Source organism: Gordonia sp. (in: high G+C Gram-positive bacteria) (genome assembly GCF_052106715.1).
Lineage (GTDB): Bacteria > Actinomycetota > Actinomycetes > Mycobacteriales > Mycobacteriaceae > Gordonia.
On sequence record NZ_JBQEDL010000001.1, the window covers coordinates 179,670 to 202,677 of the forward strand.

The 23,008-nt window shown below is 67.6% G+C and carries 13 protein-coding genes, 4 pseudogenes and 1 other annotated feature; of the genes and pseudogenes, 11 read left to right on the forward strand and 6 right to left on the reverse strand.

The genetic code is table 11. The annotated features are described in order from the left end of the window. Positions 1 to 25: 25 nt before the first annotated feature. The 5 genes and pseudogenes from ACTIMF_RS00835 to ACTIMF_RS00855 all read left to right on the forward strand — a co-directional run. Complete coding sequence (locus tag ACTIMF_RS00835; RefSeq protein WP_442348363.1) at positions 26 to 820, forward strand: AraC family transcriptional regulator; 795 nt, start codon at positions 26 to 28, stop codon at positions 818 to 820. Positions 821 to 1,012: 192 nt separating this feature from the next. Further along, the gene (locus tag ACTIMF_RS00840) at positions 1,013 to 1,210 is read left to right on the forward strand and encodes a transposase (protein WP_442348364.1); all 198 of its coding nucleotides are present in this window, start codon (positions 1,013 to 1,015) and stop codon (positions 1,208 to 1,210) included. Next, positions 1,171 to 1,305, forward strand: a sequence feature (AL1L pseudoknot). It overlaps the preceding gene by 40 nt. Beyond that, positions 1,207 to 1,512: pseudogene (locus tag ACTIMF_RS00845) on the forward strand (IS3 family transposase); the annotation flags it as partial. (Overlaps the previous feature by 99 nt.) The gene ACTIMF_RS00840 and the pseudogene ACTIMF_RS00845, both read left to right, overlap by 4 nt. 51 nt (positions 1,513 to 1,563) lie before the next feature. Continuing rightward, positions 1,564 to 1,755, forward strand: a pseudogene (locus ACTIMF_RS00850) (IS110 family transposase); the annotation flags it as partial. Between the two features lie 82 nt (positions 1,756 to 1,837). Next, positions 1,838 to 2,017 (forward strand): annotated as a pseudogene (locus tag ACTIMF_RS00855) (integrase core domain-containing protein); the annotation flags it as partial. Positions 2,018 to 2,476: 459 nt separating this feature from the next. Here ACTIMF_RS00855 and ACTIMF_RS00860 read toward each other — a convergent pair. Further along, positions 2,477 to 3,127 (reverse strand): nitroreductase family protein, encoded by a 651-nt coding sequence (locus ACTIMF_RS00860; protein WP_442348389.1) that lies wholly within the window; start codon positions 3,125 to 3,127, stop codon positions 2,477 to 2,479. A gap of 127 nt (positions 3,128 to 3,254) precedes the next feature. Here ACTIMF_RS00860 and ACTIMF_RS00865 point away from each other — a divergent pair, with 127 nt between their 5' ends. Beyond that, a complete protein-coding gene (locus ACTIMF_RS00865) occupies positions 3,255 to 3,728 on the forward strand; it encodes an NAD(P)H-dependent oxidoreductase (protein ID WP_442348365.1) in 474 nt (157 codons plus the stop codon). Between the two features lie 175 nt (positions 3,729 to 3,903). Here ACTIMF_RS00865 and ACTIMF_RS00870 read toward each other — a convergent pair whose 3' ends face one another. From ACTIMF_RS00870 to ACTIMF_RS00880, 3 genes are all read right to left on the reverse strand, one after another. Then, the gene (locus tag ACTIMF_RS00870; RefSeq protein WP_442348366.1) at positions 3,904 to 5,934 is read right to left on the reverse strand and encodes a CocE/NonD family hydrolase; all 2,031 of its coding nucleotides are present in this window, start codon (positions 5,932 to 5,934) and stop codon (positions 3,904 to 3,906) included. Between the two features lie 147 nt (positions 5,935 to 6,081). After that, complete coding sequence (locus ACTIMF_RS00875; protein WP_442348367.1) at positions 6,082 to 6,924, reverse strand: dienelactone hydrolase family protein; 843 nt, start codon at positions 6,922 to 6,924, stop codon at positions 6,082 to 6,084. A 162-nt stretch (positions 6,925 to 7,086) separates the two neighbouring features. After that, a complete protein-coding gene (locus tag ACTIMF_RS00880; protein ID WP_442348368.1) occupies positions 7,087 to 8,019 on the reverse strand; it encodes an SMP-30/gluconolactonase/LRE family protein in 933 nt (310 codons plus the stop codon). Between the two features lie 102 nt (positions 8,020 to 8,121). Between ACTIMF_RS00880 and ACTIMF_RS00885 the strand changes: the two genes are divergently transcribed. Then, the gene (locus tag ACTIMF_RS00885) at positions 8,122 to 8,718 is read left to right on the forward strand and encodes a TetR/AcrR family transcriptional regulator (protein ID WP_442348369.1); all 597 of its coding nucleotides are present in this window, start codon (positions 8,122 to 8,124) and stop codon (positions 8,716 to 8,718) included. Continuing rightward, entirely contained in the window at positions 8,715 to 8,984 is a 270-nt protein-coding gene (locus tag ACTIMF_RS00890; RefSeq protein ID WP_442348370.1) for a hypothetical protein, read from the forward strand. Before ACTIMF_RS00885 ends, ACTIMF_RS00890 begins: the two co-directional genes overlap by 4 nt. Here the strand turns inward: ACTIMF_RS00890 and ACTIMF_RS00895 are convergent. Both ACTIMF_RS00895 and ACTIMF_RS00900 read right to left on the reverse strand, forming a co-directional pair. After that, complete coding sequence (locus ACTIMF_RS00895; RefSeq protein ID WP_442348390.1) at positions 8,974 to 9,867, reverse strand: aldo/keto reductase; 894 nt, start codon at positions 9,865 to 9,867, stop codon at positions 8,974 to 8,976. The two genes, ACTIMF_RS00890 and ACTIMF_RS00895, sit on opposite strands and share 11 nt — an antisense overlap. Before the next feature lie 222 nt (positions 9,868 to 10,089). Then, positions 10,090 to 10,650 (reverse strand): annotated as a pseudogene (locus tag ACTIMF_RS00900) (transposase); the annotation flags it as partial. Positions 10,651 to 10,947: 297 nt separating this feature from the next. Between ACTIMF_RS00900 and ACTIMF_RS00905 the strand changes: the two are divergent. From ACTIMF_RS00905 to ACTIMF_RS00915, 3 genes are all read left to right on the forward strand, one after another. Continuing rightward, positions 10,948 to 17,943, forward strand: a complete 6,996-nt coding sequence (locus ACTIMF_RS00905; RefSeq protein ID WP_442348371.1) for an amino acid adenylation domain-containing protein — start codon at positions 10,948 to 10,950, stop codon at positions 17,941 to 17,943. Beyond that, a complete protein-coding gene (locus ACTIMF_RS00910; protein WP_442348372.1) occupies positions 17,940 to 21,863 on the forward strand; it encodes a condensation domain-containing protein in 3,924 nt (1,307 codons plus the stop codon). The genes ACTIMF_RS00905 and ACTIMF_RS00910 overlap by 4 nt, the downstream gene beginning before the upstream one ends. Further along, the coding region (locus ACTIMF_RS00915; RefSeq protein ID WP_442348373.1) for a saccharopine dehydrogenase NADP-binding domain-containing protein at positions 21,860 to 23,008 on the forward strand (1,149 nt) is incomplete at its 3' end. The genes ACTIMF_RS00910 and ACTIMF_RS00915, both read left to right, overlap by 4 nt.

A 23,008-nucleotide genomic window follows, 5' to 3' on the forward strand; every position in this document is an offset into this window, starting at 1 on the left:
TCAAGCTACGATGGCCGTTATGCGCATGGCGGACAATCAGTACCCCGAACCGGCCAAGTTCGTGGAGCCAACGTTCTCGCCCGTCCTGAGCATCGACCGCGACACCGCCCAAGGTCACGAACTGCTGCACCTGCACGCGCACCCCGAGCCGATGCTCACCTGGAGCTCGACCGCGACACTGATCGGCACCGTCGCCGGTCGCGATTGGCTGATCCCACCTGGATACGGGCTCTGGGTGCCCGGAGGCATCGAACACTCCGGTGCGGTGCTGCACGCCGGCGAGCTATTGACCATCACCTTCGCCGCAGGCCCCAGCCCGCTCACCTGGACCGGGCCCACCAGCTTCACCGTCGGGCCGCTGCTGGGCGAGATCATCGCCCACCTGCACCAGATCGCTCCCGACGACCACACCCGTCCCGCCGCCGAGACACTCATGTTCAAGCTGCTGACCCCGCTGCCCGAACATCACCTCCACGTCACGATGCCCACCGACCCGCGCGCCCGCGTCGTCGCCGAACAGCTCATCGCCCACCCCGGCGACCAGCGCGAGCTCACCGCCTGGGCCGACCACGTCCACACCAGCGTCCGCACCCTGTCACGGCTCTTTCGCGCCGAGACCGGACTCAGCTTCGCCACCTGGCGCACCCAGGTCCGTACCCAAGCGGCCGTCCAGATGCTGGCCGACGGTAAGTCGGTCGAGGCCACCGCCAGAGCGGTCGGCTACCGCAAACCCAGCGCGTTCATCGCCGCCTTCCACCGGATCACCGGCCAGACCCCCGGCACCTACGTAGGATCGCCGCAGCGGGAACACCTGAGGTGACTATGCCGTACCACTGATTGAATCGTGTCGGGTTTGATGGAGGGTAGGAACACCGGGAAGGACCCGCCATCATGGCAGCACCTCGCAAGTATCCCGTCGAGCTCAAAGAGCGAGCGACGCGCATGGCGATCGACGCCCGCAAGGATCCTGAGACCCGCAGCGGCGTTTTCAAGCGCGTCGGTGAGCAGCTCGGTGTCCATCGGCGAAGCACTGCGCACCTGGGTCAAACAGGCCGAGACCGACGAGGGTCTGCGCCCGGGCCGCACGACTGAGGAGTCCGCGCGGATCGCCGAGCTCGAGCGCGAGGTTCGGGAGTTGCGGCGGGCGAACACGATTTTGAAGCAGGCGTCAGCTTTCTTCGCGGCGGAGCTCGACCGCCCCTCCCGATGAGCGAACGCGTCCGCTTCGTTGCCGAGCATCGTGACGAGCACGGGGTCGAGCCGATCTGGCGGGCCTTGGAGGACACACCCGGTCAGATTGCCCCGTCGACGTTCTATGCCGCTTGTTCCCGCCCTCCCTCGAACAGAGCGGTCCGGGACGGTCAACTGCTGATACTGATCCGGAAGATCCATGCCGACAACTACGGGGTCTACGGCGTCCGGAAGATCCATGCCGAACTGCGCCGGCAGGGCGAGAAGGTCGCCGAGTCCACGGTCCGGCGTCTGATGCGCGAGGCCGGGCTGCGCGGGATCTCGCGGGCGAAGGGCCCACGCACGACCAAGCCTGCACCAGGAAAGACCAACAACCGGCATCGCCTGTACCGCGGTGGGAACCGACAGGCCAACGCCGCGCTCTACCGAGTCATCATCGTGCGTATGCGATGGCACCAGCCGACTATCGACTATGTCGCCCGTCGCACCGCTGAGGGCATGTCGAAGCGGGAGATCATCCGCTGCCTCAAACGCTACCTCGCTCGCGAACTCTTCCGGCTCCTTCCAGCACCGGACGTCAACGCCACCCCCCGGCAAGGAGCTCGACACGGCCGCCCTGATCGACTTGACGATCGATTGGAGCATCAACGCCCTGGCAGAGGCCTTCAACTCGCTCTACAAGGCCGAACTAGTCCGCAACCGCGGTCCCTGGAAGAACATCGACGACCTCGAGATCGCGACTGCTGAATACGTCGACTGGTTCAACCACCGGCGACTGCACGGCGAGGTCGGCATGATCCCGCCCGCCGAGCTCGAGGACACCTACCATCACAACCACCCCACACCGGCACCCGCCGACGCGGCACTTGCGAGCCTCTAACAAACCCGCGGCGATTCACATCCAGGCGACACCGCGTCGGCTTATTTGTCGAACTCCGATCGCCGACATCGTCAGCAACCACCGAAATCTGGCTCTTCGCGTTTAAGCGTGCGTTCGTGAGATCCGGGGTGGGCGCGGACGACCACAACGTGTAGGCGGGCCCTGGAGTGTGAGAATGAAAGTTCCTGCACACTCAAATCCCGACGACGCACTAGCCGCGGTGATCCGAGCCGCTGTGGAGTTACATCGCCGGCGGTTAAGTCACGATCGGCTGCGCTAGAAACCGGCACAACGTCACCGCGTCACCAACGCCCGCGCATCATGCAAGTAGCGACGTCAACTGGAAACCGGGTCGTAGGTCCAGGTCAGGTTGTCACCGATCCGCGGGGCGAGTCCGGTTCGTGTTCACCACGTGTCGAAGTGCACGATCTGTTCCAGGTTCGATCGGCGGGCAGGCTTGAACTCGGTGCCTTTGGTGTACGCGACGGGTACAAGGGCGCCCTGGGAGATCCGTTCGTATGGGATCCCGAGAATATTGGCCGCTTCGACTTCGTACATCAAGTGCAGTGTGGTCCAGGAGGTTCCGAGGCCCCGCGAGCGAGCCGCTAGGCAGAAGCTCCACACGGCGGGCAGGAGCGATCCCCAGTGCGAGGCACTGCGCACAGTCGGAACGTTATCGGCGCGGCCCTCCACGCACGGTACGAGCAGGACAGGTACCTCACCCATCTTTTCGGCGAGGTATTCTCCCGAACTCACGACACGCTGCATCTGCGCATCGAACGCAGTGTCGCCGGTAACAGTGTTGCCGACGAACTCCGGGCGGGCCGTGTACTCCTGCCACCCTCGCCTATACAACTTGCCCAGTGCGCGTCGCTTCTCGGGGTCTGTGACCACCATCCAATGCCATCCCTGACTGTTCGTACCAGTCGGCGCCTGTATCGCGAGACTGATGCATTCGCGAATGAGATCGAGCGGAACCCCACGCTCAAGATCGAGCCGTTTTCGGGCAGCTCGAGTGGTCGACAGCAGTTCGTCTGCAGATAGGTTCAGTTCGATTGGCACGATGCAACCTCGTCAGCGTCTGGGATGCGTCCTTTCGACCGTACATCTGGCGGTCGTCTGCGGTACTGCTTCGGTAGCATCGACGCGCTCGCGATAGAACCTTGACCGACCATTAGGCGCTATGATCAGCGCCGATGGCAGCCGCAAGATCGGCGGAGGGCCATCGACTCCAAGCAGGACTTCGCCCTGGTCGTGCACCTCTATTTCAAGCCGCAAGCCGCGCAGATGGCGGCCATCGCCGGGCGAGACCCTGCAGGAGCCGACCCGATCCCACCTCGAACTGGTCCAGGGCGCGGACTTGCTCATCCTGTCGTTCCCGCTTAGGTGGTTCTCGATGCCTGCAATCCTCAAGGACTGGATTGACCGCGACTTTGTCAGGGGCGCGCCCTCTTCGGCGGCGAGCACGGCATCTTCGAACAGGTCGCGATGCAGGGAAAGAAGGCCAACTCCTCCTCACCACCCCGGGGGTGCCGAGGAAGCCTTCGCCGACGATGACGCGGAGGACACGGACGGTCACGGTGCTATGGAGACCTTCTTGTTCCACATCCACCGCGGCACGCTCGAGTTCTGCGGCTACGAAGTCCGGCCCCGGTAGCCACCTTTGGACCGGTTCGCCTCGATGATCAAGCACGAGCCGAGGCCCTCAACGACGCCGCGAACCGTGTTGGGATCGCCGTGAAGCCACAACACCGGACCGAAGTAGTCAACGCAGGGTGCGCCACGACCCGCGCCCGAGGGGTCTGAATCGTCTTAACTATCCCGGGTCTAGGTCAGTTCATGGGTCGGTTGCTGGGCACGGTGAGCCAACTCGGAGCGTGCGGGTTGAGGAGGACGTGTTCGGGTTTGAGTCGTGAGTCGTGTGAGATGGGGCCGAATGATGTGGCGCGGGGCGCGTTGAACGCGTACACGCTGACCCGTAGCCGGTGTCCCGGTTTCAGGAGGGCGTCGGTGCCGAGCATGCCGATGTCGAGATATTGTTTCGATCCGGGGGTGACGAGGTCTCGGTTGAATGCGTCGAGGGAGAGTCGTGGATCAACGAGGTCGCCGTTGGGCGCGTACTGCGAGTGTGACTTTTCGATTTGGTTGCGGATGGAGACGGTCATGGACCCGGTGGTGATGGCCTTCGACGCGCCGTTGGGGGCGACGTCGCTAACGACTGCGGCGTAGAAGCCGTCTTTTGCGTCGACTTGGGTTCGTAGGTGAAGGTTGATCGGCCCGTTGATCGAGGTTGCCCGCGAGGTGGGCCGGGAAGTGAAGGTGACAGCGCCGCGTTCGGCGGTGCGGTTGTCGGCGCTGCACACATCGAGCCAACTGAGGAAACCGATCTGGTCGCGATTGGTATCACCGGAACACAGGGTGGTGATGCCTGGTGTGATGGTCCATTTGGCGGCACGAGATGGTTGCGAGCGTGCCAGGGATCCGTCTCGGACAGAAGTTGGCGAGGTGCCGCTGCGTCGTGGGGTCAGGTACAGGCGGCGATGTTGCTGTCCTGGTCGCGGAAAATTGGTGGACTGGACCCATCTGCCACCTTGCTGATGGCTCGTTGCCGGGGCGTAGCGGTCGATGCCGTTGTCGATGCCCTTGATCCATTTGTCGAACCATGCGCGTTGCAGCACTGACCAGGAGGGCGGCTGTCCCGGACCGCCGCGGGTGTCCCATCCGTTGGTGAAGTGCTGACCGGTGCTCATCAGCAGCTTCTTCTTACTCGGGTCGAGTGCGCTGAGTTGGTCGAGCGCACGCCATTCCATGTTCGTGAACAGGTCTTGCCATCCTCCAACGACGAAGGTGGGCACCTTCACCTTGGCCGCATCGGTGGTTAACGCTCTCCGGTACGCGGATTGGAGTTGAACGATCTGCTTCGTGCGGCCGGTGAGCGAACCCGTCGTCGGGGCGGTCAGGCCCTGTAGATACTCGGGGACGAACACTGCTGGATTGTTCAACCGGTCGCGCAACCATGTCGGATCGAACTGGCCGCGCAACAGGCGAGGCAGATCGGGAACGGTCTTGGTCGTGTTCACTGCGATGAGCCATAAGGCGAGAAACCCAGCGCCGTAGCCCGATCCGGGGGCTACAACGTCGGCGACGATGTCGGTCATCGGTGCCGCCGGGAAGATCGCTTTGAGGCCGAGGGGTTGCTCAGATGCTGCCTGCAGCTGATTGACCGCAGAATACGAGTATCCGGACATGCCTAGCTCTCCATTGGCGTACGGGCGGGTTCGGGCCCATTTGAGGACTTCGAGGGTGTCTTTGCGTTCGCGCGGACCGAACACATCCCACACTCCTTGCGACGCGCCGGTGCCGCGTACGTCGACGACGATCTGCGTGTAACCGCTACGAATCAGCTTCGGATCGACCGAGAATGAACTCAGCAACCCGCCCGCCGGCATTTTCAGCAGGCGCTCGGCCCCTGAGATCGGTGTTCCCGACAGGTTGAGCCCGGCAAAAAAGTCGATGACCGGTTTGGACAGGCCTGGAATATTGGTTGCGCCTCCGGTGATCATGCTGATCAGCTTGCTGTACGGCGTCATGTTCACCACGACCGGATTTTTGTCCCGGGTCGGTTTTCCGGCGTGGTCTGCCGGGCGGTAGATGTCCGCGCGCAGGACTGTGCCGTCAGACATGCGGACCGGCACACTCGGCGTCACGTGTACGCCTGGATAGTGTTGGGGTCCGTCGTAGGTGGTTGTCCACTGCGGCGGATTGATTCCGAGCGCCCTGGCGTGCGCCGAGGGTGGCATGAGGAGGCCAGCAGGTAGCGCGGCGATCAGGACCACGAGAGCGGCCCCGATGCGCCGACCCACGGCCGTGACTTTCGCCCGACTGCGGGACGTGTCCGCGCGCGCCGATAGCAACGGGACAGGTGCAGACGTGTCGTGGGCGGTGTGCATAGTCGTTCTCCTGGGGCGCAGCAGTGATCGATTCTGTGGGGCTGGCATTTCTGGCCTGATTTACCCGGGCTCGCTGTCGCCGTCGTTGTCTGGCAGCAAGTGTGATCTCAGGTGGTCCAGGACCATGTCCAGTGCGTGACGGGTTGGTTCTCCGGGTCGATCTATCAGGTGTTCGGTCAGCACCGAATGCGGCGCTAAGAGCGCACGGGGGTTGGCATCGCGGTCATCGAGTTCAACTGCGAGGAACGCATCGCCGAGGGTCTTGCGAAGGTGGGCGAATCTTTCGTCAGGTACGTACCGGTCACTGCGAAATCGCAGGCCGAGGATTTTCAGGCCCGCAGCGCATCGGTGCTGAACGGCCCGCATATCGGCATCGCTGACGTCTATTGCTGTTTTGCGGCGTTGGGTAACCGGCAGCGGTAACGACGGTTGTGACAGGACAGGGGCGATCACGGTGTCGTCGGCAGCCATCGCTAAGGCGAATCCACCTGTCAGACACATGCCGACTACCCCGACACCAGGCCCGCCCTGCTGCCTGTGCTCATGGGCAGCAAGCGCTCGTAGCCAGGCCACTATTGGCGACGTGCGCCCGGTGGCAAACAGTGTGAACTCCCGGCTGATGCACAACTGGCCGACGGTCCGCGCACCATAGGAAACCGTGCCGACTGGTCCGTGAGCGGGGAGATTCGGATCGCGACCGGCAACCCCGAACATATCGGGCATCACTGCGGTCATTCCCTGATCGCGGACCGTGCGCGCGAACCGTGCCACGTTCGGAGTGATCCCGGGGATCTCGGCCATGATGACCACCGCCGGCCCAGACCCCGACCGGAAGACCCCGTGCGTGGTGCCACCGTCGGTGAACTGCCTGCAGTGGAAGTCCGTTAACGAGTCGTCGACCATGATGGGTTTCAGTCTGCGTAGTGCTGGTCAGCGAGGAGGGCCGCTGCCATAGCGGCGGCGGTTGCTGCCGCGAGGGGTCTTAGCCACCTCGGGATCGGCCACCGGCGTCGTGTCCGGGCGCGTGGCGTGCCACTGTTGGTGTGGGTCATGGCGGATACTCCTTTACCGCATGGGGGTCAGTCGGGTGACGGTGCCGAGGAAACTTGTCACGTACAGCGATTGCCGATCCCATCCCGGCCCGGAGCCGAACCGCACCGACGACGAGAGCGGAAGGCGGTCCGCGACAGTGCAGGAGTGCCCGGTTCTCGGATCGACCCGCACGACGCGCCCGGCTGCGTTGAGCGCGATGTACAGGCCTCCGTCCGGACCCACGGTGAGATCGTCTGCTGAGTTCGCGGGCCCGAAGCCCGGGACGGTGTACGTCACCAGCGGTATGTCCGGCCGGTTCAGGTCCAGGGCGGTGATCATGGTCCGGCCGGTGAACGTGCTCGAGACATACAACCGTGTCCTGGCCTCATTCATCGCGAGCCCGTTGGTCGATGAGAGGCTACGCGGACCGAACGGTCGTACTGATCCCGTCGCGGGGTCCGCGATACTCAGGCCGGTGGATGAGCCGATGTCCCGGCTCGTCACGAAACGGCCGTCGGCCAGCGCGACGAGGCCGTTGGGCTGCACGAGTCCCCGCACCACTGTCCGGCTCCGGGCGTGGGCTGTATCGATGCGCGTCACGGTTCCGGTCGACCGGTTCAAAAGCCCCGACTGCGCTGTACTTCCCGTCGCGACGAACACTCCACGTTCGGTGACGGCGATCCCTGCAGGGCCGCCGACATTCTTCACAACTGGCCGAGGCTTTCGGCCGGGTTCGATCGCCAGGACCGACCCGCCGTCACCGGTCAGCGTCTGGGACGAGACCAGAAGGGACCCCCGGCCGTCGAATCCGAGATTCTCCACGGTGCCCAGGTTCGATGCCACTGTCGACCGGGTCCACGGTCCGCATGCCGTCGCGTTCGCCTCGGCCGCAATGGCCACAGAACCCGATGCTGCCGCACCGGCGATGGCCAAGCTCGCGACGCTGCGGCGAATGGTGTTGTGCACAGAACCTCCCAAATACTCGGACGGTCGTCCGACCGATGGACGGTAGACTACTCGTGTTGTTCGAGCTCGAGGAAGGAACCGGCCAATGTCGGGTGAATCCCGGTGAAATCAGCGGACCGCCGCGTTCAGGTGACCGCCGCGGCGCGCCACGTCCTGGAGCAGTCGGGCATGGAGGGGCTCACCATGCGTGCGATCGCGGCTCAGGCGCAGATCCCATTGAGCACGATCCACTACGTGTTCCCCACCAAGGACGCCATCGTCGCCGCCATCGTCGACGACCTCGCCGCCGAGATCTCCGACGCGCTGGTCCAACCGGCCACCGATGACGACACATTCGGCGCCTCGGTACGAGCGGCCGCCGCCTCGTTCTGGTCGGTCCTGGTCGAAGGCAGGCGCGACCTCCAACTCATGCAGTACGACCTGACCGTGTACAGCATCAGATCGCCCACGCTCTCCGCAGTCCCGGCACACCAGTACCGCGCGTACGTCCAAGCGGTATCGCGATGGTGCACAACCGCCGCCGCGCGGACCGGCGCCACTCTGATGATCGATCCGGAAATGCTCGCGCGGATGATCGTCGCCCTGGCGGACGGACTGATCCTGCAATACGTGTCCGACCCCGACGACAACCGGTCGCGACGCGATCTGGACACCGCGCTGATGCTGCTCCTCACTGACGCCACCAGCGAAGGGCCATGAGCCAGCTGGGCCCGTGGGAACTCACACACAAGCGCAAGCGCGGTCCGGCCGACGACATCTCGTTCGCTCAACTCCCCGCCGACACACAGCAACTCGACGTCAACAAGCTGGCCGCCGAGACCCGTGGGCATCCCGAACAGGCGAGATCGGTTACCTCGGCTTCGAGGAACCAGGGACCGTCGCCAATCGGCCCGTGCATCTTGGCGTCGGTGAGTTCAACCGGGGCGCTCGACCAGCCGCTCAGCACCGACGCCTTCAGGGGATGACTGGGTGTGGTGGATGATCGCCCATGACGAGCGGGTTGGAGTGGCTGCCGCTAAGGAATTCGTGGAGGGGTCCGGGGTGGAATGGCGCGGCCCGTTCCAGCCTCGATACTGCGTCGTTTGAAGGGTGGAGATCGAGTGCGGCGGCGTTGTCGGTGACCTGGTCGGGTGTGCGTGCCCCGACGATGGGATGGACTCGGCCAGTCTGGGCGATTGTCCATGCGAGCGGGACTTGCGCGGGGGTCGCGCCGACTTCTGTCGCGAGCTCGCGGACTGTAGCGGCGGCACGCTGGTGCTGCTGCGACAGCTGCTGGGGGTCGACGCGGCGAGTTGATCCGGCCAGTACGCCGTGGCCCATCGGGGCCCACGCGCCCACGGTGAGGCCGAGTATCTCGGCCATGGGGAAGGTCTCGCGTTCGATGTCTCGGTTGAGGAGATTGTATGGGACTTGAACTCCGGCAAGCGGAGTCCAGTCGTGCCAGAGCGCCAGAGCATTAGCGCGGCTGACGATCCAGCTCGGTGTATCAGAGAAGCCAACGTAGAGGATTTTGCCGGCGGTCACGGCGTCGTCGAGTGCTCGCATGGTTTCCTCGATCGGGGTGTGTCGGTCCCATAGGTGCACCCAGTAGATGTCGATGTAGTCGGTGCCCAGGCGGCGCAGACTCTGTTCCAACGTGAGGGCAAGGTTCTTGCGGTGGTTACCGGTACCGTTAGGGTCGGTCCGGTCGCGCGAGAGAGTGTATTTCGTGGACACGACGAACCGATCACGGTCGGTCAGCGCGCGACCCAAAATTTCCTCGCTGTCGCCGTAGGCCGAGGCAGTGTCGATGACGTTGCCGCCCACCTGAGCATAGGCATCGATGAGCCGGCGACTCGAGTCGATCAGAAGTAGGCTCGTTCATGGGTCCCTGCGGAGTGCAATGATCGTGTAAGAACTTTCATTCTCACACCGCAGGGCCCGCCTACATCTTGTGGTCGCAGGCGATCCGCCGGACCTCAGCTACGCACTCTCAAAGGCGAAGAGCCAAGAAACCTCCGGAGCCACCGCCGGATTTCACAGGCCCGGAGAGAGTCCTTTAGATCGTTCGGATACAGGAGGATCTGCTGGTCAACTGCTGTTGGTGAATGCGTCGAGACGATGAAGCCCGGCGATGAGCAAGTCGGTGTACGTGGCTCGGCCATCGAACCGCAGCCGCCGCCGGCGAGCGTGCCGCGCCAGACGGGCCGCAATCGCGAACAACCGAAGACGCAAAGTCTTCAACTCCCAGGTTCGTGCGTCCGTGCTGGTCAACGCCAGCATCTGCATCCACGCCTTCAGGTCGAACGCCAACGCCACGATCGCAGTCCACACCTGATTCTGCGCGAACGAGAACAGCGGCAGGTTCATCAGTCCGCAGTCCTTGCTCTGCCGGATCCGATCCTCGCACCGCGCACGCCGCCGGTGCCGCAGTTCCAGGTCAGCGAGTTGCCCGCTGGTGGTGTTGGTGGCGGATGAGGTCAGTCGCCAGCCGTTCCGGTCGGTGATCGGTAGTTGGGCATCGGGGTGCGGTTTTTCGCGCCGCACGATCACCCGCATCCCGGCAGGCCATCCCGACAGGTCGATGACCCCGTTCAGTTCGCCGACATCAGCACCCTTCTGTGGCTCACGGTCACTGTTGTAGGCCGGAGTCCGATCTGCGATTGCCCTAGAGGACGTACTGGTTCCCGACCACGACGACCATTAATGAAAACGATAGTCATTATCTGATAGTCTTCGTTTTGCCTTGGGCTCCGGGCCACCGGACCCAATACAGCAACGAGTGAGGGCGGGATCATCATCAGCGGACAAGAGACCACGACCGACCGGCCCGACGCAGACTTCCTGGCCACGACGACCACGCAGCGCGCCTATCTGACCGGGCGCGACGGCGCACAGCCGCTAGGCGGTGTGGACTGTCTCGGATACGTGGAGTTCTCGGAAGGCGGAGTGACACCGGACCGGCTGCAGGCGGCGGTCGACGCCGCGGTCCGGCATCCGTCACTCCGGTCGGTGGTCCCCTCGCCCGACCGGCTGGTGGACGCCGATGCCCCGGCCCCCACGGTCCGCGTGCACGACCTCATCGGCGACGAGGACGGCGAAGCCCGGATGGCGGAGATCCGCGAACGGATGGCCGCGACGTTCTTCGACCTGGAGCACGGTGACACCTGGCGGGTCGAACTCTCGCTGCTGGGCGACGAGGGCGACGGCGGGCGTCGTTCGGTGATTCACCTGGCGGTGGCCTTGTCGGTGGCCGATCTGGCCGGCATCCTGCTGCTCTGCGGCGAGTTGGCGGCCCATATCCAAGCGCAGCGTGACGGCGACGGTGCGGCACAGACGCCGCCGCGGATCACCTTTGCCGATGTCCGCGAGGCGCAGGCCGGTGCGTCGCCGAACCTGCCGACGGTCTCCGGAGACGTCCTGGCCGGGCGCGTGGACGCGGTTCTCGAGGCCCCGGACCTGCCCACGGAGCCGACGAGTCTGGATCGGCTCGGATCCGGCATGTACCGGCTGGTTGAGACGGTCGACGAGGCGACCTGGGACCGGCTGGGTGCCCTGGCCCGGGAACTCGGTGTCACGCGTGCGTCGATGATTCTGGCGATCTACGCCGAATCCCTGCGCCGATGGTCGGATCGTGACGACTTCCTGGTCACCGTGCCCGGCCTGTCCGTGGCAGGGACCGAAGACCACGTCCTCGATCGCACGCAGATCTATGCGGTGCGCTGCATGGACGATCCGCAACGCACCGCGGCCGCGAGTTTCGCCGAGTTCGCCGCGGAACTGCGCTATCGCATCGCGCGCGACCTCGACGCCGTCGAGGAACTGCGTCGGGCCGTCGTCTCCGGCTCCGGCCACCGCGGCCTCGCGCCGTACGTCCTGACCTACAGCGCCGACCGGCCGTTGCTGCCCGAGGCCACGACCGATGTGCTGGGTCACCCGATGATGATCCGATCGTCGACCCCGCAGGTGATCATCGACTTCCAGGCCTACCGTTTCACCGCCGACAGGGTGCATCTGTCGTTCGACGTCCGCGCCGGAGTGCTCGCCGACGGCGTCGCCGAACAGATCTTCGCCGCCACCGTCGAAGCCGTCGATCGCCTGGCCGGGTGGAGCGTCGACGAGGCGTCGTCGCGCACGATGGCCGACCTGGTGACGCTGCCGGCGGCCGTTCTGCGCGAGCGAGAGGCACTGAACTCGACGCCCGCGGCGCCGCGCGGACTCCTGCACGACGATGTCGCGGCCACCGCTCAAGTGTCGCCCGACCGGATCGCGCTGGTGTGCACCGCCCGCGACACCGACCCAGTCGCGGAGCAGTACGCACAGCTGACCTATGGGCGGCTCGACGGCCTCGCGAAAACCCTTGCCGCAGAACTGATCGGTCGCACCGAGCCCGGCGACCTGGTGGCGGTGGACCTGCCGAAGGGGCCGGGCGAGGTGATCGCGGTGCTGGGAATCCTCTACGCCGGATGCGCCTACCTACCGGTGCCCGCGGGACTGCCACGCCAGCGCCGCGAGGCGCTGGAGACAGAAGCCCGCCCGGCGGCGGTGATCACGGCGACCGACCTGCCGCTGAGCCCAGAGGTTCCCGACGGCTTCGAACCGCGCAGCGTCGCACCCGAGGACACCGCCTATGTCATCTTCACCTCGGGATCGACCGGCACCCCGAAGGGCGTCGAGATGTCGCACGCGGCAGCCACGAACACCGTGCGTGATGTGCGGCAGCGCAACGACATCGGCCCCGAAGACACCATGATTCCGGTGGCCTCCATGGCCTTTGACCTGAGCGTCTTCGACGTCTTCGGCATGCTCGGAGCGGGCGGCCGGCTGATCTGTGTCAGCGATGTGGACGCCCGCGATCCGTTCGTCTGGCTGCGACTCATCGCCGAGCACCGCGTCACCGTCTGGAACAGCGCACCGATGTTGCTGGAGATGCTGCTGGAGGCGGCCGGGCCGGACACTCCGCAACTGCCGCTGCGGATCGCGATGTGCTCGGGGGACCGGATCGACACCGGCCTGTATCGCCGGCTCGCCCAGCTCGCCCCACAGGCGGTTCTGGTGGCGATGGGCGGAGCCACCGAAGGCGGGATCTGGTCCAACGAGTTCCGCATCGACGCCGCGACGAAGTTGCACCCGGACTGGACGTCGGTGCCGTACGGCTTTCCACTGGCCGGTCAGAGCTACCGGGTCGCCGATGCGCACGGCCGGGACTGCGGAGCTCGGGTGGTCGGCGAACTGTGGATCGGCGGCGCAAGCCTGGCGACCGGATATCTGCATCGACCGGAGCTCACCGCCGAACGGTTCGTGCACCACGACGGGGAACGCTGGTACCGGACCGGGGACCTCGGGCATTGGGACGCGCGCAATGTCCTGGTGATCCACGGGCGCAACGACGGCCAGGTGAAGATCCGCGGACACCGGATCGAACTGGGCGACGTGGAGGCCCAGCTGCGCGGCCTGCCCGCGGTGACCGAGGCGATCGTCTTCCCGATCCGGGATCGGACCGCGCTCGGTGCCGCCGTGGTGCTCGACGCCGGGGCGCGCGACGTCGACGGCGAAAGCATCCGCGACGAGGCGACGCTGGTCTTGCATGCCCATATGCTCCCGAGCCGTATCGACGTGTGGGATCAGCTGCCGGTGACTGGGAACGGAAAAGTGGACCGGGCGGCGATCGCCGCGCACGCCGCCGGTCCGTCGGGTGGGCCCGGAGCCTCCGGTGCCGGTGTGCCCTCTCAGACGCGGCTCGTCACCGAATTGTTCACCGAGCTCCTGGGTGTGCCGGCCGACGAGCACACCAATTTCTTCGCTGCAGGCGGGGAGAGCCTGTCCGCCGCGCGCTTGGGCCGCCGCCTGCATGACGCCGGTTACGACATCGGGGTCGCCGACATCCTGGCCGCACCGGCAGCCGGTGAGCTGGCCGCGATGCTGGCCGCCCGGGGCCGGTTACGCCGACCAGTCGGCGCGGACCGGCCCCGGGCCACGGGCCACGAGTCGACCGACGAGTTCCCGCTGACCCCGCTGCAGCGCGCCTACGCTCTGGGCCGAGACGGCCTGCGCGGGCAGGTCCGCGCGAGCACCACGTTCGCAGTGATCCTGAAACTGGGTCGCGGTGTAGACCCGGCCGCCGTGCATCGCGCCGCGACGATCCTCACCGAATCGTGGGAGGCGCTGCGCTGTGTGCGCCGCGGAGACGGTGCGCAGGGCCCCGCCGCCGTCGACGTGGCCTTCGACCACATCGTCGAACCGCTGCGCTCGCACCTGCCGTCGTATCAACCCCAGCAGGTGTGCTCGGTGCTGGTCTCCGACCGCGATCCCGGCGAAGTGGGACTGGTTCTGGACTATCTCGCGCTCGACGCCCGCAGCCTGGTCACCATCACCACCGCCCTCATCGAGGTGGCCGGCAGAGCGCCGGTACCGGCACAGGTGGAGCCCAGGATCGGGGACTTCGCGCGGCATGCACGGACCGTGGCCGAACTGTCGACAGCGGCGCACGGACCGGACGCACACCGCACACGCAACGAGTCGGCCCAAGACCCCCTCGACCTCGTCCTTCCGGTGCAGCACATCGGCGAAGACACCGTCCGGTTCGCCTCGCGGCGGCTGCTGATCGACGACGTCGACGGCCTGTCGGCCGCGGCCGAGCGCGCCGGAATCACGCCGAGCGCCCTGCTGCTGCACCACTTCGGTGCGGCCCTCGGCGAAGCCCTGGACGTGGATCGGGTGCCGGTCACCGTGCCGGTGTCCTATCGGCCGCACGAAGGGTCGCTGGAGGTGCTCGGCAACTTCACTCGGCTCGAGACGGTGGTCGTCGACGGCACCGCCCCGCCGCAGGAGACCGGTGCACAGCTCTGGCAGGTCTTCGGCCGCGACCTGTCCCACGATGCCGCGCTGACTGCACGTCCCGAGTCGGCCTCCGCGCATCGGGTGGTCTTCACGTCGACACTCGGGCTGGACTTCTCCGCCGCCGACTTCGCGGGCGCCGAGGCCGCGGCGACTCCCGTGTGGTCGTTGACCTCCACCCCCGGAGTACTCATCGACTGCCAGGTGGCCGATCACCGGGACGGCATCGAGATCCGCTGGGATCATCCCGACGGCCAGCTCGATGACGGCTTCCTCGATGCTGCGACGACGAGATTCGCCGCGCGCCTCGGGCTGACAAGCGGCCCGGAGTCCGTATCCGCCGAGTTCCGGTCCGATACCGGCACCTCGGTTCCCGGGCTGGAGGCGCTGACGGCCGAGAAGATGATCGACGCGGTGCTCACGCACTTCGCCGGGACGCCGCCCGAATCGGCCCGGCCGGCCCTCGAATCGATGGCCGGTCCGCAGGCGGACCGCCTGCGGACCGGGTCGCCGATGACTTGGAGCGCAGCGGATCTCGCCGATCTCATCGCGGTGCTCGAGGGCGCGGTGCCCACCACCGCGCTGCTCGAGCATCCGACCCTGGGGCCGGAGGCGATTCTCTCCGCCCTTCCCGGATTCCGGGCCTTCATCGGTGATCTCACCGACGAGATCGCCGACCGGGCACGCACCCTCGAACGACCGGTGCGGGTCCTCGAGCTCGGCACGTCCGCCGGGCTGGTGGTCGCCGACCGTCTCACCGCGATCGGCGCCGATCACGTGTGGCGATGCGTGGAACCCGACCGGGTGCTGGCACACATCGCGCATCGCCGGGGTCAGTCGGTCAGCGCCGATCTGCCTCCCGGATGGACGGCCGACGTGGTGGCGATCAGCGCCTCGGCTCACCGCGATCCGCGGATTCTCCGACGGCTCGACCAAGTCGGGATCTCCGGCGACGGATCGGTATGGCTGTGCGAACCCACCCTCGACAGCCGGGTGATCCTGCTGTCGGCGGCGGTGCTGAACCCGGCGGTCGTCGGGCAGCGCGTCGACGAGCCGCTGTGGCATTGGGCTTCGGTGCTGCGCGATGCCGGCTTCACCCCGGCCAAAGCGGTCGAGCACGACGGCGTCGTGGTCGTCCGTGCCCGCCCTGCCGACGCACCGCACCCCGCACGCCCGGATCCGCAGCGGGAACTGCCTGCCCCACCGCCGTCCGCACCTGCCCCGGTGCCCGACGACCCGGATGTCGGGCTGACCGAACTGGTCGGCAGAGCATGGCAGCAAGCCCTGGGGTCGCCGGACGTGCCCGGCCCGGACAGCGACTTCTTCGCCGACGGCGGTGATTCACTGACCGGCACGCGCATCGTCGCGCAACTGGCCGAGGCCGGCGTCGGCGGAGCCCGGCTGGTAAATCTGTTCAACAATCCGCGATTCGCCGACTTCTGCGCTGCGCTGAGCCGCACGGATACCGCCGAACGCCGCAGCGCGGCACCGTCATCCGAGGTCGGCAGGGTGGCGGCCGGTGCCGTCGCGACCGGCCGCGTACCCCTCACCGCCGTACAGCGCGCCTATCTCGCCGGCCGCGACGCCGAGCAGATCCTCGGCGGCACCAATGCGCACTGCTACTTCGAGCTGACCGTCCCCAATCTTGATGGCGCGGCGCTCTCCCGTGCAGTGCAGACCGTGGTCGCACGGCATCCCGCGTTGCGTTCGCGGGTCGTTGACGCGTGGACCGGTGAGGTGGTGCCCGAGCATCGCAATTCGCTACCGGAGGCGTGCACCGATCCGCGCGCAGCCACCGAGGCCGAAGTGACCGACCCAGCCGAGCCCGGAGCGCTACGCGTCCGGGTGAGCACGTCCGGCATGCACGGCACACGGCCCGCGACGGTGGGTATCGGCATGGACAACCTGTGGCTTGACGGTGCGTCAATGTTCGTGGTGCTGCGCGAGCTGACCCTGGCCTACCGAGGTCTGCCGCTGCTGCCGGCACCGGCCCTGGGCTCCGGCGAGTATCTGCGGGCCCACCCAGGCCTGGTGACCCCACAGGCCGCCCCGGACCGGCTCGACGCGGTCGCCGCCGGACTGCCGCCGGCACCGAGACTGTGGACTGCTCCCCTGACATCGGTTGGGCGGCCGGTCTTCGATCGGGCCGAGGCGCTCGTCCCCGCGGCGCGCTGGCAGGAGATCCGACGGTGGGCCGCCAGCCGGCAACTCTCCGCGCCGAACGTCGTGCTGGCCGCCTATGTCCGGTCGCTGGCTGACTGGAGCGGCGACCCCGCGCTGGCAGTCAACGTGACGCAGTTCGACCGCGATCCGGCGGTACCGGACGCGGCCGCGCTGGCCGGCGACTTCACCCGGCTGTTCGTGGTCGGCGTGCCGGATACCTTCGCGGAGTTCACCGATCTCGCCCGCACCGTACAGACGGCGGTGATCGACGGAGTGGCCGATCCCGCGTACACCACCACCGAGGTGGCCGCGCAACTGCTTGCCCGGAACGGCCAGCCCGCGGATGCACTGTTCCCGGTGGTTTTCACGTGTGGCCTGGGGCTGGCGGCCGACGGCCGCGACGATCTATTCGGGCGGCTCGACCGGGTCCGTTCCCAGACTCCCCAAACGGTCTTGGATCTGCAGGTCAGCGAGAGCTCAGCGGGCCTGCACCTCACGGCCGATTTCGTCGTCGACCTGCTTCGGGCAGACCGGGTGCAACGCTGCGTCGACGACGTCGCCCGGTACCTGGTGGACCGCCCGTCCCGTCCGCTCCAGCACCCACCGGTCCCGCCCCGTCCAGTGCAAAGCCCTGCGGCACAACCGGATACACCCGGCCGCCGGGAAGACGGGCCGACCGCGGAAGACGACCTCACCGACCAGATCGCCCGACTCTGGTCGACGGCACTCGGCGTACCGCACGTCGATCCGGACACCAACTTCTTTCAGGCCGGGGGCGACTCGCTGACGGCGACCCGCCTGATGCAGACGCTGCAGCACCAAGGGATGGACGAGCTGTCGTTGCGGACGCTGCTGGAGAACCCACGCTTCGTTGACTTCGTCTCCCGAGTTCACACCGACGGAGCCCGGATGCCGGCCGGCGCCGTCGAGGAAGGGATCCTGTGACAATCGATCAGCTCACCCGGCGCATCGCCGATGCCGGAATCCAACTATGGGCGCAGGACGGGCGACTGCGGTATCGCGCACCGCGCGGCACCCTGACCGACGACCTGCGAGCCGAACTCGTCGCCCACCGCAACACACTGCTCGCCGACCTGACCCGAACCGCCGACCTGGCCGAAAACACCGACGGGGACTTCCCACTCACCGAGATCCAGGCCGGATACCTGGTGGGCCGGACCACCGCGTTCGCGGACGGCGGCGTCGGATGTCAAGGATATCACCAGTTCGACATCGATACGGCAGCGGCCGGGATCCCGCCGGCCCGACGGGCGCAAACGGTCGCCGCCGCGTGGGACCGGCTGGTCGCGCTGCATCCGATGTTGCGGGTCCGCGTGGATCCAGATAGGTTCGCCCAGCGCGTCGACGAATCACTGGCCCTGCCGCTGCAGGTGACCGACTACGCGGACGAGCAGCAGGCCCGCACCGCGAACGATCGGCTCGCCGACCGGCTGGTCCGGCACGTCTACGACCCCGCCCAACAGCGTCCGCTGGTCGACGCGGCGCTGGTCCTGGGGCCGGAGAGTGCGGTACTGCACCTGTCGGTGGACCTCATCGTGACCGACTACGTCGGCATCCGGACCCTCGTCGACGACCTCGACCGGATCCTGGCCGGCGAGACGGTCGAACCGCCCGCCGCGACCTTCCAACAGTATCTGGCCGCCGACGCGGCACGCCAGGGAACACCGGAGTTCGCCGCCGCCGAACGGCGCGCCGAAGAGTACTGGGACCGGCGCGTGCCGCAGCTCGCGCCGCCCCTGCGTTTCCCCGCCGCGACGACCGCCGGCACCGCCTCGTTCCCGCCGGCGAACGGCTCCGGCTATTCCCGCCGCTCGCACACCCTGACCACCGCCGAATGGGCAGGTCTGTGCGCCGTTGCCGCGCACTACGAGGCCACGCCGGCCGCGGTCCTGCTCGCCGACTTCGCAGACGTCGCCGCCGCATACGGATCGCCGCGCGCGACCATCATGATGACCAGCGTCGACCGCCGCCCGATCGTCCCCGACGCCGACCGGATCGTCGGCGACTTCACGTCGACGGTGGTGGTGGAACTGGCCGCGGGCGGTGACCGGGCCACCGCGATCAGGGCCGTCCGCGACGACGTCTTCGCCGGGCTCGAACACTCGGCGGTCTCCGGTATGCGCGTCGCCCGGCAGCTGGCCGGCGACGCCCGCGAGCAGACTGCGATGCCGGTGGTCTTCACCTACACCGTGGCCGCGACCGGTACCCCGGCGCCCCGACTGCTGCGCCCGCGACCAGGAACCGGACGCAGCCGCACTCCGCAGGTGCTGTTGGACGTGCAGGTGACGCCGCTGCCGAACGGGGTGTCGCTGGACTGGGATTCGCGGGACGACGGCTTCGCGCCGGACGTGCTCGACGCGGCCTTCGCCGACTTCGTCGAGCGCGTGCGGTCCACCGCGGCAAGCAAAGACACCGGGCCGGCCGTCGGAGAGCCCGCCGCGGCGGCCGACCCGGTGGCCACGGCCCTGGCCAGCGCGCACACCCGGCTCAGTCCGCGCAGCGCAGCCGCCGCACACATGGCCACCGACAGCGAACGGGTGGTCCGCGAAGTCATGGCGTGGCACCTCCAGCGCGCCGGCATGCACCGACCCGTCACCGTAGACGAGGTGGCGCGACGACTCGGCGCCACCGATCGAGAAGCATTGGTGGGCCGATGGATTCAGGAACTCGCCGAGGCAGGACTGGTCCGTATCGGCAGCAGCGGGGCAAGCCTGACCCGCCCGGTGCAGCCGGTCGACGAGAGTCTGTCGCAGTGGGCGCACATCCGGCGGCGGGCGGCTGAGATCGACTACGGCGATGCTCAACTCGCCTACGTGGAAGACTGCCTGCGATCTCTCGGCGGACTGCTCGATGGCAGCGTCGATCCCCTGACTCTGCTGTTCCCCGACGGCGACTTCGACGTTGCACGTGCCGCCTACGACGACAACCTGGTGGCCCGATACCTCAACGGACTGTGCGCTGCTGCGATCCGTGCGGTCGCCGACGGTCACGACCGGCCGCTGCGGGTTCTGGAGATCGGCGGCGGCGTCGGCGGCACCACCCGTCCGATCCTCGACGCCCTGGCCGGCTGCGACGTCGACTATCTGTTCACCGACGTCTCCCACGCCTTCCTGCGGGCGGCACGGGACCGATGGCCGCAGCTGACGACGGAACTGTTCGACGTCGACGACGATCCCTCCGCCCTCGGGCGACGTTTCGACGTCATCGTGTGTGCGAACGTTCTGCACAATGCGAGCGACATCCCGGCGACGATCCGCCGTCTGACCGAGGCGTTGACCCCTGGCGGCTCCCTGGCGATCATCGATTCGACCGCGCCCTCGGCCGCGCTGATGGCGACGATGGAGTTCAAGGAGGGCCTGACCGATCACCGGGACCTCCGCGCGCAGACCGGCGCGCCGTTCCTGCGGCTCGACCAGTGGCTCGACGTTCTGGGTGAACACCGTCCGACGGTCTATCCACCGGCCGGCCACCCGCTGGAGACGGCCGGCCAGCACTTCTTCTGGCTGACGCCCCGCGATCGCCCTGATCGCCGGGAACAGCCGGACGACGACCGGATCGCCCAGGTCGTCGCGATCTGGGCCGACGTCCTCGACGCGCCGGCCGAGTCCCTCGGCCCCGACTCCGACTTCATGGCGCACGGCGGTGATTCGCTGTTGCTCGCGCGCTGCGTCGGCCGGCTGCGACGGGAACTCGACTGGCCCGAGCCGTCGGCGTGGGACCGGGTGTACCGGGCGATAGTCGCCGAGCCAACGGTTCGCGGCTGCATGGCTGCGCTGCTTCCTGGCGCGTCCAACACCCCCGACACGTCGAAACTACCTGGCCCACAACAGGTTCCGGCCGCCGGACCGCTCGCGGACCCCGCCGCCCCGATCACCCGGCCCGGCCGCCGCGATCACGGGGACGGTCCGGTGCAGCTGACCGAACTGATCGCCCCCACCGCGCCGGACGCCGTGCCGATGGTGCTCATCCACGACGGCTCGGGCGGGCTCGGGCCGTATGCCGAGCTGCTTCCGGAACTGGGTGACGCGGCGGGCGGTGTGTACGGGATCGAGCGGTCGCCGGACGACGGTTATCTCGACCTCCCGCCAGCCCAGCTCTTCGACGTGCTCGAGCGACGCTATGCCCGCGCACTTCTCGAACGCGGATTCACCGCCGCGCATGTGGTCGGGTTCTGCATGGGAGGGTTGCTGGCCGCGGGTGTCGCCGCCGTCCTCGACGCCCACGACGTGGTCGCCGAGACGACCGCGATCAGCTCGTACCGCATCCCCTTCGAGATCGATGACGACGTCCTCACCGACTACGCCTTCGCCAAGGTGCTCGGCCGCGACCCAGCCGAGTTCGGCATCGTCGTCGACGACGACGCGGTCGGAGCCACGCTGACCGCCGCCCGGGCGGCCGGGCACCGGGTGATCGACCGGTCGATCGTCGCCGAGTTCGGTCCCCCCGACCTTCTCAACGCGCTCCAGTCGGCGCCCGCGACGACCGGTGAACGGCTTCAGCAGGCACTGCGCGCTAGTCCGGACGACGGGGTCACCGAGGAGACGCTGCACGGCATGCGGGCGATCTTCGTGCACAGCCTGGCCGCGGTCGCCCAGTGGCGACAGCCGCCGCTGCTGGCACCCGCCACCTTCCTGCGACAGCAAAGACCGATGAGCTATCTGCCGACCCTGGGCGAGGACATGTCGGCGTTCTGGCGCACTCACTGCCTGGGCGAGTTCACGGTGATCGACGTGCCCGGCGACCACTTCACCTGTCTGAACGGCCCCAACGCGGGCGGCGCCGCGGACCTACTCACCGCTAGTACCGGCCGGCGCGCGACAGCCGACGGAAGGAGCCGACCATGAAGACCGTCATCTTCGGCGCAGGCGGCGCCGTGGGACGTCATGCCGCGCAGGCCCTCATCGCCAACGGCACAGCCGCGGACGAGATGGTCCTGATCACCCGGAAGCCGCACTCTCAGACCACCCGCGACGGCGGACCACGTGTCACCGTCATCGACCTGCGGCTGCCGCTCACCGATTGGCCCGACGAACTGCGCGGAGCCGATGTCGTGCTGTCGTGCGCCGGACCGTCCTACCTGCACGCCCGCGCCCTTGCCCGCTTGTGCTCCGAGCAGGGTGTGCCCTATGTCGATGCCGGTGGCGACCAGCGCCTGGTCGACGAGCTTGCCGCCTCCCCCGCCCCGGTTCTGCTGGGCGCCGGAGTGCAACCGGGCGTGATCGCCCGTCTGATCTCCCGGACCGCCGAACCGGGTGCCGACGTGTTGGTGCTGTGCGGCGGCGCCCAACCGCTCACCGAAGCGGCCGTCAGCGAGTACGCGCACAGTGTGACCCAGCCGGACGGCTGGCCCGGCCGGATCTGGGCAGCCGGCGAGGTGATCGCCGACGACGGCGCCCCGCCCGTGCCACCGTCGCGCACCGCCTCGGTCCACGCACATCTGGACCCCGAATGCGCACGTGCAGCCGAGCGCATCGGCGTACACCGGCTGCGCTGCTTCAACATCATCGACGCGCCCTCCACATCGCAGGCGCTCAGCGCGATGATCTCCGGCGAGGATTCGATCGACGCCGTGCGCGACGCCGCGGCAGCCGACGCGAACCGACGGTCCGCGCAGGGCCGCGAGCCGTACTTCGTCATCGCGGTCACCAGTCATGGGCCGCACGGGGTGCGGCGGGCACGGATCCGGGTGACCGATAGCTACGCGCTCTCCGGGGCGGTGGCCGCCGCGACCGCGCTAGCCGCGACCGGTGAGCCGACCGGCGCGCGCTGGGCCTCAGAATCGTCGGCCGCCGTACGGTGGGACGGTCTCCTCGACGTCTGCTACGACGCCGGCGATATCGTGGTGGTCGGCGGCACCTTCGGTCGCGTCTACGCCGAAGCCTTCGCCGATCCGCTCGCAAGGGTGAGACTGGCGGGAATCGCCGGAACCGGTGGCGCCCGGACCGCGGCGCTCGCCGACCGACTCGACGTCCCGCTTCTTCGCAGCCCG

Excerpts from the sequence above, each read along its gene's own strand:
- ACTIMF_RS00835 (WP_442348363.1), top strand. The coding sequence starts at position 26 with ATGGCGGACAATCAGTACCCCGAACCGGCCAAGTTCGTGGAGCCAACG.
- ACTIMF_RS00865 (WP_442348365.1), top strand. The coding sequence starts at position 3,255 with ATGATCAGCGCCGATGGCAGCCGCAAGATCGGCGGAGGGCCATCGACT.
- ACTIMF_RS00875 (WP_442348367.1), bottom strand. The coding sequence starts at position 6,924 with ATGGTCGACGACTCGTTAACGGACTTCCACTGCAGGCAGTTCACCGAC.
- ACTIMF_RS00890 (WP_442348370.1), top strand. The coding sequence starts at position 8,715 with ATGAGCCAGCTGGGCCCGTGGGAACTCACACACAAGCGCAAGCGCGGT.